General features: G+C 63.2%; 13 protein-coding genes. 4 read left to right on the top strand and 9 right to left on the bottom strand.

Annotated features, from left to right (window positions below; all coding sequences use genetic code 11):
* Positions 1 to 38: 38 nt before the first annotated feature.
* Positions 39 to 1,283, top strand: a complete 1,245-nt coding sequence (locus CH285_RS25050) for a KasA/KasB family beta-ketoacyl-ACP synthase (protein ID WP_032370078.1) — start codon at positions 39 to 41, stop codon at positions 1,281 to 1,283.
* Here the strand turns inward: CH285_RS25050 and CH285_RS25045 are convergent, their stop codons facing one another.
* From CH285_RS25045 to CH285_RS25005, 9 genes are all read right to left on the bottom strand, one after another.
* Entirely contained in the window at positions 1,284 to 3,464 is a 2,181-nt protein-coding gene (locus tag CH285_RS25045) for a heavy metal translocating P-type ATPase (protein WP_094644110.1), read from the bottom strand. It abuts the gene before it with no gap.
* 18 nt (positions 3,465 to 3,482) lie between these two features.
* A complete protein-coding gene (locus tag CH285_RS25040) occupies positions 3,483 to 3,767 on the bottom strand; it encodes a DUF1490 family protein (RefSeq protein WP_027495086.1) in 285 nt (94 codons plus the stop codon).
* Between the two features lie 43 nt (positions 3,768 to 3,810).
* A complete protein-coding gene (locus CH285_RS25035) occupies positions 3,811 to 4,350 on the bottom strand; it encodes a hypothetical protein (protein ID WP_094644109.1) in 540 nt (179 codons plus the stop codon).
* On the bottom strand, positions 4,340 to 5,101 hold the full coding sequence (locus CH285_RS25030; protein WP_094644108.1) for a class I SAM-dependent methyltransferase: 762 nt from the start codon (positions 5,099 to 5,101) through the stop codon (positions 4,340 to 4,342). The genes CH285_RS25035 and CH285_RS25030 overlap by 11 nt, the downstream gene beginning before the upstream one ends.
* A 9-nt stretch (positions 5,102 to 5,110) precedes the next feature.
* Positions 5,111 to 5,584: a GNAT family N-acetyltransferase gene (locus tag CH285_RS25025; RefSeq protein WP_094644107.1), complete on the bottom strand. Its 474-nt coding sequence runs from the start codon at positions 5,582 to 5,584 to the stop codon at positions 5,111 to 5,113.
* A 17-nt stretch (positions 5,585 to 5,601) separates the two neighbouring features.
* Positions 5,602 to 5,940, bottom strand: coding sequence for a hypothetical protein (locus tag CH285_RS25020; RefSeq protein WP_057474567.1), 339 nt, complete (start codon positions 5,938 to 5,940; stop codon positions 5,602 to 5,604).
* Positions 5,941 to 5,979: 39 nt separating this feature from the next.
* Entirely contained in the window at positions 5,980 to 6,489 is a 510-nt protein-coding gene (locus CH285_RS25015; protein ID WP_094644106.1) for a putative immunity protein, read from the bottom strand.
* 12 nt (positions 6,490 to 6,501) lie between these two features.
* Positions 6,502 to 6,873, bottom strand: a complete 372-nt coding sequence (locus CH285_RS25010; protein WP_094644105.1) for a VOC family protein — start codon at positions 6,871 to 6,873, stop codon at positions 6,502 to 6,504.
* A 326-nt stretch (positions 6,874 to 7,199) separates the two neighbouring features.
* A complete protein-coding gene (locus CH285_RS25005; RefSeq protein ID WP_094644104.1) occupies positions 7,200 to 8,132 on the bottom strand; it encodes a helix-turn-helix transcriptional regulator in 933 nt (310 codons plus the stop codon).
* 102 nt (positions 8,133 to 8,234) lie between these two features.
* Here CH285_RS25005 and CH285_RS25000 point away from each other — a divergent pair, with 102 nt between their 5' ends.
* Genes CH285_RS25000 through CH285_RS28510 form a run of 3 tightly spaced genes read left to right on the top strand, consistent with a single transcriptional unit; the run spans position 8,235 to position 9,814 of the window.
* Entirely contained in the window at positions 8,235 to 8,828 is a 594-nt protein-coding gene (locus CH285_RS25000) for a TIGR03086 family metal-binding protein (protein WP_176458585.1), read from the top strand.
* Between the two features lie 47 nt (positions 8,829 to 8,875).
* The gene (locus CH285_RS24995) at positions 8,876 to 9,556 is read left to right on the top strand and encodes a thiamine pyrophosphate-dependent enzyme (protein ID WP_032389410.1); all 681 of its coding nucleotides are present in this window, start codon (positions 8,876 to 8,878) and stop codon (positions 9,554 to 9,556) included.
* Positions 9,557 to 9,814, top strand: coding sequence for a hypothetical protein (locus CH285_RS28510; protein WP_255032295.1), 258 nt, complete (start codon positions 9,557 to 9,559; stop codon positions 9,812 to 9,814).

Genomic DNA, 9,814 nt, shown 5'->3' with positions numbered 1-9,814 from the left:
GTTGACTGTACCGGTCGCTACATGTATCCATGGACTTCATGAGTGAACCGATCGCTACACAAACGCTTCATCGCAACGCCGTCGTCACCGGGTACGTAGCCACGACGGCTCTGGCCGACGACGCCGACACAACATGGGATCGCCTCATGGACGGGCAAAGTGGGATAGGCCCGCTCCTGAGTGACTTCGTTGCGAGGTATGACCTTCCGGTTCGCATCGGAGGTGTCCTTCAGGTGGCGCTCTCCGACCATCTGACCCGCGTGGAGCAGCGGAGACTGTCCTTCGTCGAGCAGTTGGCGGTTGTGCTGGGACGGCGACTGTGGCGTGCCTCGGGTCTGGAGGACATGGACTCGGATCGTCTTGCCGTCGCAGTGGGGACCGGACTGGGTGGCGGCGATGCGTTGATCGGGGCCGTCGACGCGATGAGGGCGGGCGGATACCGGAAGGTGTCGCCGATGTCGGTCCCGATGGTGATGCCGAACGGACCGGCTGCGCACATCGGGCTCGAGGTCGGCGCTCGGGCGGGGGTGTTCACTCCGGTGTCGGCATGCTCGTCGGGTTCGGAGGCGTTGGCTCACGCATGGAGACTGATCGCTTCGGGTGAGGCGGATGTCGTGATCGCTGGTGGCGTCGAGGGGCATATCGACGCAGTGCCGATCGCTAGCTTCTCGATGATGCGGGCGATGAGTACTCGCAATGACGAACCGACGCGGGCTTCGCGGCCCTTCGATCGTGACCGTGACGGATTCGTGTTCGGTGAAGCGGGTGCGCTGCTGATCATCGAGTCCGAGAGACACGCCACGGCGCGAGGTGCACGAATTCACGGCCGACTGCTCGGTGCAGGAATAACATCGGACGGGTTTCACATAGTCGCACCGGATCCTGAAGGTCGAGGGATCCGTAAAGCCATGCAGAAGGCCATAGGCACGGCTGGTTTGACTGCCCGAGACATTGACCACGTCAATGCGCATGCAACGGCAACGCCGATAGGTGACCTGTCGGAGGCCAGGGCCATCGCCGCTACCGTTGGCCATGCATCCGTCTACGCACCGAAGTCTGCACTGGGTCATTCCATCGGTGCAGTCGGAGCAGTGGAGGCGATTCTCGCGATGCTGTCGATTCGCGAATCGGTGGTGCCGCCAACTCTCAACCTCGACAATCAGGATCCCGCAATCGATCTCGATGTCGTCGGTTCACAACGCCGCCAGCAGATCGACTACGCGTTGAGTACGTCGATCGGCTTCGGCGGGCACAACGTTGCCCTGGCGTTCGGGCGCTACTGATCAGAGTCGGTATCGGATCAATCGCGAACTGTTGCCCACCACCGCGACCGACGAGGCGTTGTGCAGGATTGCCGCCAGCACCGGGGACAGCGCACCACCGGCGCTGACAGCCAAGCCGAGAGCGTTGACGGCGATGGACATTCCGTAGTTCTGACGGATGACCGACACCGAGTGCCGGCCGAGGTCACGTACGTCGAGCAGACGCGACAAGTCGTCGCTTGCCAGTGCCACGTCCGCGGTCTCGACGGCAACATCGGTGCCCGCCAACCCCATCGCGATTCCGATATCGGCGACGGCCAAAGCAGGGGCATCGTTGGTGCCGTCACCGACCATCGCCACGACGTAACCTGCGTCCTGCAGTTCTCGGACGGCTTCGAGCTTTTCGTCAGGCATCACTTCGGCCCGCCACTCGGTGATACCGAGTTCCGCTGCGACCGCCGCCGCCGTCTTCGGGTGGTCGCCGGTGAGCATGATGATGCGTTCGACACCGTCGGCACGGAGCGCGTTCAGAACGGCGGATGCGTTGGTACGGACCTCGTCCCGGAGACTGATCAAGCCGACGAGTACGCCGTCGACGGCCAACAGCAGCGGAGTCTCGGCCTCGTCCTGCAGCCGCGAAACCCATTGCTGCGCATCCTCGGACACCGCGACGTCCTCGCTGCGTAGGAGAGATGGACTGCCCAGGAGCAGCGTCCGTCCGTCTGCGACCGTCCGCATGCCGAGTCCGACGATCACCTCGCACTCCTCGTGCGGCGGGATGACGATGTGCCGTTCCTCGGTACTCCGAATGACAGCCTCTGCCAGAGGATGTCGCGAGTGGATCTCGGAGCTCGCCGCGTAGGCCAGCACCTGCTCCGGTTCCCAATCGTCCTGGAACGACACGACATTGGTCACTACGGGGCGTCCCACCGTGAGGGTTCCGGTCTTGTCGAACACGAAGGCGTCGACCCTGCCGGCCTGTTCGAGGTGAGATCCGCCCTTGATGAGAATGCCTCTGCGAGCACCGTTTCCGATGGCTGCGCTGATGGCGGTCGGCGTGGACAACCCCACCGCGCACGGGCACGCCACGAGCAGCATCGTCATGGCACGTCGAACATCCCGGCTGACGACGAGAGTCAGCGCCGACAGGATGAAGGACGCGGGGACGAAGCGTCGTGAAAAGTTCTCTCCTACAGTCTGAATCGGTGCACGATCTTCCTGCGCCTCCTCGACGCGAGAAATGATGCGGCCGATCGTGGTGTCGCGACCGACGGCGGAGGCACGCACGACGAGGCGGCCACGGACGACGACGGATCCCGCATGAATACGGTCTCCGGCGACGATCGATACCGGCAAGGTTTCGCCGGTGATCGCGGACTGATCCACCACCGCGTCACCGTCGACCACGGTGCCGTCGACGGGAACGCCCACGTGGTCGTGCACGACGACCTCGTCGCCGATCTCGAGTCGATCGACGTCGACGGAGATCTCGGAGCCGTCGGGCAGCCTGATCCAGGCGGTGTCCTGTGTGCCGGTCAGCAAATCGGAGATCGCGCGTCGAGTTCGCTTGAGGGTCAATTCCTGCAGGTACTCGCCGATGTTCAGGAGCCACAGCACGGTGAGGGCGACGACGTTCTCGCGCAGCACGAGGCTGGCTACGGTTGCGGCGCTGACGAGTGCGTCGGTTCCTGCCGTCCTGTTGCCGGCCAGCGAGCGCACGGCTCCCTTGAGAAACGGGTAGCCGGTGAAGATCGTTGCGCCGGTGGCAACGAGACGGCTGGTGGGGCCGAGGATGGGCGGCCGACGGAACGCGTAGCGGCGAAGACCGAGAAGGACCAGTGCCGCGCCGCCGATGGTCATCCGCAGCACGTCGCCGCTGGTGACGTCAGCTGAGCGCGGACTACGGACCGGTACCAGGGCCCAATTCGTCGAGCGCCCGGCATTCACCGCGTCGAAGAGTTCTGCCCTGTCGATTCGTGTGCGGGAGTACCAGATGACGACCGACGCCGTCCGCGGGTACGCATGAACGGCGCGCACTCCGCGGATCTTGTCCACATGGTCCTCGACCGCAACTGCACGGCCAGGGCTCGAGCGGAGCCAGTCGACGCGCAGTCGCATACGTCCGGCAGCGTCGGAGAGGATCTCGATGCCGTCTGCCTGCGTCGCGTCGATGTCGAGGGGGCGTTGGGCGAGGGTCGTCATAATCGGAAGCAGTCCCGGTCAGTGCGCGTGGCCGTGGCCTGCATCGGAGGCCGTGGGCGGCTGAACCTCTTCACCGATCCGGTCCCGGGCCTCGGCGACGACGTCGGACACGGCCAGTCGGGCCGATTCCGCGTGAACCTCGGCCTTGCGCGCTGCGCGCAGACCGAGTTCGGTGGCCGACACCGCAGCCTTGCGGACGGGGGCCTTCTCGTACAGCTTCTTGGCACCGTTGTATGCGGCGACGCCGACTGCACCCGTCACGACCGTCGATACTGCCTTCGCGACGATGATCGGAAACGCCATGATTGAACTCCTCGTATTCGAACCGGTACCCACTTATTGGGAATCATATTCGTTTCCTGTGATCATGGCGACTTGCGGGGTCCCCGGGGCGCAGGGCCACCCATACGTCGATCGGGCCCGGGTGAGGTTGGGCGAGCCAGTCGCAGGCACGTCGATCGACGTGTAAATACCCCAATGTCACCACCAGTGTTCCATCGCTGTCGCGATACGCGCCCGACGCGCTACGAAGATCCGAAGCGCTCTGCTCTACGGATTCCAGGACGGCATTCCTGGTCCAGGTACTCCCGGCCGGACCAGGAATGCGCAGTGCGGGTTCCCCAGGAAATTCGGGCCTGTCGATGCCATCGATCACGTCGGCTTCGATGGCTCCATCGAGCAACGTGCCGCTTAGCGACACCCACCCACCCGATGGCATGACGGGGCTGCGTACAGACACCGGGACGGTCGCTGCGCTTTCGGTCGCTGCCCGCTCGTCGGGGGCATTGGGCGTGAAGCGAATCGATCCGTCTCGGACGAGTAGTGCGCCGATTCCCACGATCGAATCGCCTGATTCGACAACGAACGAACCGATTTCAGATGTCATCGGTTCGCCTGGTGGATCGAAACGCTCTGGTCACATAAGGCAGGTGGATCGTTGTGGACCCATGCAGCCCTAGCTCGTCGAACAAGGTGGCGAGATTCTGATCTATGCCGTTGCGCTCGTCGGCCGTCGCGGTGATGTAGAAACTGCGCGATCGAACCAGGTCGGTCAACAGCGATCGGTTCACCGTGCGAGACCACGCCCATCGTCGCTCTTCGAGATGGTCGAAGGGCTCCGCTATCGGCGGCGGTCCGTCGTCGAACATGGCCATCGCTCCGCCGCGTGAGACCACCGAGTTGAGGCGGCGAACCCAGGCCTGTGACTCGTCGCGAACGTTCCAGATCAGGCCCAGCACGCCGCCCGGACGCAGGACCCGTCCGATCTCGCGTGACGCCACAACCGGATCCACCCAGTGCCAGGCCTGTCCGAGCAGCACTCCATCGAGACTTCCTTCTTCGACGGGGAGGGACTCGGCAGTACCGACCAGGATCGGGACACCCGGTACCGCGATGCGCAGGGCGTCGAGCATAGCGGGATCAGGGTCGACGGCAATGGCGTCGCAACCAGCGGCAACGATGCTGCGCGTGAGCTTGCCCGTGCCGGCACCGACGTCAGCGACTCGTGGGCGACGATCGGACGCGAGAGTGGGCTCCAACATCCACGCGACTGCGTCCGACGGGTATTCGGGACGAGCAGATTCGTACACCTCGGCGGCGGTCCCGAACGACGTCGAGCTGTTATCCCGGCTAACCATAAGGTCACGTTACCCGTCCGGTTCGAGCTCGAGTTCGTAGTAGAGAGCCTTCGGTCCCTCACCGCGTCCTTCGTGGCAGTCGAAGCCGCGCTTCTCGTACACATGGCGCGCTGCCTCGTCGTCTTCCGAGGTATTGAGGTCCATATAGGTCGCACCCCTGCCGCGGGCATGGTTGATGACGTCGTCGAGAAAGGTTGTGCCGTATCCCTTCCCGCGTAGACCAGGCTGAATGTAGAACTCGGCGAGATAGGCCTCGATATCTGCGCTCCACGTTCCGGTCCGGAATCGAAGAACTGCAACACCGATCGGGGGAGTCCCGAATGTCAAGACGCTTGTGTCACCGGATGTGACCAGCCTGTTCAAATGGGCTGCAAACCATTGGGGCTCGGGTGCCGGGTCGTCGTACTCGCGATTGAAATCGACCAACAGGTTCGCGGCCTCGAAGAGCCCGTCGGAATCGCTGACGTCACTTGTGCCGGTCATGTCTACTCCTCGAGGTGTCAATTTTCTGGTTGAACAAGCCTTTTGGCATCGAGCAAACCGAGACCGGGATGCATTTCGCGCAGCGCTTTGATGGCGTAGACAGTTCGGCCGGATTCTGCGACAACCGCGTCGACATCCTCGGCGGGTACGGCCTCAGGAGCAATCTTGTTGGGCACGAGCCAGGACCGTCCGTGTCGGTACCAGAGCCACGGGGCGGCTACCGCCAGCACTACCAGCTTCGACCAGTTCCACATCGACGACGGTTCGGACACGATATCGGCGATCGCTGAAAATACGAGCAAGGCCAGCCAGATGCCGAGCAGGTACCGGGTCCAACGACGTTGACGATCGTTCATGCCTCCATGCTGTCACTGCCGTTCGATCCCGACAACGCGTCAGCGTCGCAATTCGGCATCGAGTTGAGTGAGAAGTGTGCCGAAACTCGTGCGCCCGGTGGCCGGTGTTGGAAAGCGGCGCAAGACCGAACGCACGGTCGCGTCGGCTCGATCATGGATCCATTCGATCTGTTCTACAACAGCTTTGGAGTCCGTCAGCATCAGATGCACGGCAGAACCGAGAATGTGCTTGACCTGATGGGGGCTGTACAGCGGATGGAGAAAGGCGGCACCGGCGGCGTGCATGGCGGACAGTGCGGCGTCCGTGGCCGCAGATGCCGGCACCTCGCGGGCAGCTTTGTGCGCTGCCCAGGCGAGTTGGCGGAGTGCTGCCGTGCGTTGGCCGGTCTCGGCAAACGTCTCAGCCCCGTCGATCGCCGAACGTGGACGGAGATCGTTCGGGTGCGAGGCCTCGAAAACCGGCAAGGCACGACGGGCGCAGGTAGCTGCGAACGCCGTCACGTGTCGAATGTCGTCGATACTCAGATCAACCTCAGCGGATTCGCCCACCTCAGAATCGCCTCAACCGTCGTACACCTCTGTAGTGATGCAGAAGGGGTGGCCGGCGGGGTCGAGGAGAACTCGCCACCGCGGGTCCGGTTGCTCCTCTGCTTCTGTTGCCCCACATTCGACTGCATGAGCGACGGATTCGTCGAGGCTCACTCCCGCATCGAGATCGAAGTGCACGATGGACGCCGACGGCCATGTGGGCGGGATGTACTTCGCCACCTTTTGCGCAACGATGTTCAGGCCCGAGTGCGTGCGAATCCCCGAGCTCGACGTGTTCTCCCACAACAGGTCTCCGCCCAGAAGCGCAAGGTAGAAGCGAGCGAGGTCTACCGGTTCGGGGCAGTCGATGGATATCCCTGCTAAGTCGAGGTGTGGACGCGACATGTCACGAGAATACGATGGCCCCCAGCGTGACGACGACAATCACGAAGACGACCAGAAGCGGCCAGCCCTCCCAGGTGTGCGGGCTGATTCCCCAGCCGTACCGTTTCGGGCCAAACCACGTTCGGGGTGGATTGAAAGCCATAGCGCCGTCCTGCCTGTTCGGAGTCGCGTCCACCCTACGAAGGCACCAGACTATTCGCAATGCTAATGACTTGGTCGTCGGTGGTGCGCTGAGTGTCCACAATTCGGCTCGAGAATCGGGAAAGCGCGTCGGCCTAGTAATAGTGGACACGGAGCACACCTTCCGAGAGGATCCAGCCGCGACGTCAGCTGTACAACCGCGCCGTTGCCGTAGCCCGTTGAGCCAATTCGTCGCGAATTGTGTTCGGCTGCAGCACTGTTACCGCAGGCCCGCAGTGCCACAACGCCCCCACAGCGTGATTGTGGCCGGAAAACTCGATGACTGCGAGGCGTCGTCCGTCGTCCTGTACTTGGTCGCTGATCACGCGAACGACGTTCTTCGTCAACAAGATCCATACCGATTCTTCTGCGATGCAGGTGATTTCGATGTGGGTCAAACTCGCACGGAACGACCTCCAGTGTGCGGTGAAGGCGGCCTCCAGGTCCACGGTGGAAGCGCGGTGAGCCTGCTCGTCGAGCACGGTCAGCTCGTCGATCCGAGATACCCGGTAGACACGTTCGGTGCCCTCACGCCCGGCGAGTAGGTACCAATGATCGCCGGCGTAGACGAGCCCGATGGGGTCGAGGATTCGATCGTTCACCGAACCGCTGTGATCGCGATACGTGATTCTTATCCGCACACCGTCTATGACGACCCGTTGGAGTTCCACCAGATGTTCTTCCGGTTCGTGGGGATACGCGAAACCGTCGGGCCGGACCAGGATTCGTTGTGAGGCAGTGCTTGCCGCTGCTCGGTGAGCGTCGGGTATCGCGGCGATAACCTTGCGCATGGCGCTCGCGAACGCCGGGGTGGCGACGCGTCCCGCGCCGGAAGCGAGCAATGCCGTCGCCTCGGCGGCCGTCAGACCGGTCAGCTCGGTGCGATAGCCCTGCAGCAGACTGATGCCACCACCGCGACCGCGATCGGTGTAGACCGGAATGCCCGCCGAAGACAACGCTTCGATGTCACGCAACACGGTGCGCGTGGACACTTCGAGCTGTTCGGCGATGTCGGCAGCATTCAGTCTGCCCCGGTGTTGGAGCAGCATGACGATGGACAACAACCGGTCTGCGCGCACCCGAAAAGTCTCTCACCAAAAGATGACAGAAGATGTCATGTTCACCCGATCTACTTCTACCCAGCAGGCCACACCGGTGGCCGCGAAACGGAAGGATCGACAATGAACACCATCGAGACCACGCAGCAGACGGATCCGCGCGAGGTGTACTTCACGTCCGCCGCATGGGTGAGCGGTCTGCTCACAGGCGTGCGCGCCGACCAACTGGACCTTCCCACTCCGTGCGACGAGTTCGATGTCCGGACGCTGGCAGGCCATCTCGTTGCGACGGTCCGAAGGCTGATTGCGATCGCCGAACTCGGGAGTCCGGACTCTGTGTCGCCCTTGTGCTCCGATCATGACGCCGCATCCTTCGACACGTCGGTGACGCAAGCCCGTGCCGCGTGGGCCGACGATGAATTGCTCGATGGCCCGGTCGCGGTCCCGTGGGGTGAAGTGCCGGGGCGATCGGCTGTGTGGGGATATGCGCGGGAGTTACTGGTGCACGGATGGGATCTTGCCGTTGCGACAGGACAACCGGCCCACGCCGACCCGGCTCTCGTCGATCCGGTCGCCGTGGAACTTCGAGCACTGCTGCCGGCGGAGAGTCGGGTTCCAGGAGTCCCTTTCGGGCCCATCGTGGAACCCCGTTCCGAGGCAGGGCCGTTGGAACGCCTGGCGAACTTCGCGGGACGGTCGTCGGACGGTTGGGTGTAGTACGTCGCTCTTGACCTCGAGTGCACTCGAGGTTGCAGGGTGGTCCCATGCAGATGACTTTCGAAGAGTTGCCTCAACTCATGACGCTGATGACCGGCGACGAAAAGCACGGTGCCAGCGCCACATCCACGCTTGACGTGCTGTGGGTGCTGTACTCCGACATTCTTCGTCTCGACGCGGCGCAGCCCGACGATCCCGATCGCGACAGGTTCTACCTCTCCAAGGGGCACGGCCCGATGGCGTACTACGCAGTGCTCGCTGCACGGGGCTTCTTGACGCCGAACGAGCTTGCTTCGTTCGGCAGCTACCACTCACCGCTTGGCAATCATCCGGACCGCACGCTGATTCCCGGGGTCGACATCGGATCGGGATCACTCGGCCATGGTGTGGCGTTGGCGGCCGGAACTGCTGTGGCGCTTCAGATTCAGCGAAGCCCGGCTCAGGTGTTCGTACTGATCGGTGACGCCGAGCTCGACGAGGGCAGCAACATGGAAGCCATCCAATTCGCCGGCCGATCGCAGCTGGGCAACCTGACCACCGTGGTGATCGACAACGATTCGGCTGGTCTGGGTTGGCCCGGCGGCATCGCGTCGCGCTTCGCCGTCGAGGGGTGGTCGACCTCCGAAGTCGACGGGAGGGACCACAGCGCGCTCCGGCAGGCGTTTCGCATCGATCGCGGCGACCGGCCGCATGTGGTGGTCGCCCACGTGGAGAAGAAGGAGAACTGAGTGACGTCGACGATGAACAGGACTGCGGATCAACGCGAATTCTTTTACCGGCTGGTGCCGGAGCTGTTGGCGCAGGACCAGCGAATTGTGCTGGTATTGGCCGAGATCGGCGCTGCCTATCTCGAACCGAACCTCACTCCTGACATCCGATCGCGTGTGGTCAACGTGGGTATTCGAGAGCAGGCGATGATCGGTGTCGCAGGCGGTATGTCGCTCGCCGGAATGCGTCCGATCGTGCACACCTTTCACCGTTTCTGA

Origin of the sequence: Rhodococcus sp. 05-2256-B1, from assembly GCF_002258465.1 — a bacterium.
Classification (GTDB): Bacteria; Actinomycetota; Actinomycetes; order Mycobacteriales; family Mycobacteriaceae; genus Rhodococcoides; species Rhodococcoides fascians.
The sequence above is the reverse complement of the archived record's forward strand: the minus strand, read 5'-3'. Positions and strand labels throughout refer to the sequence as shown.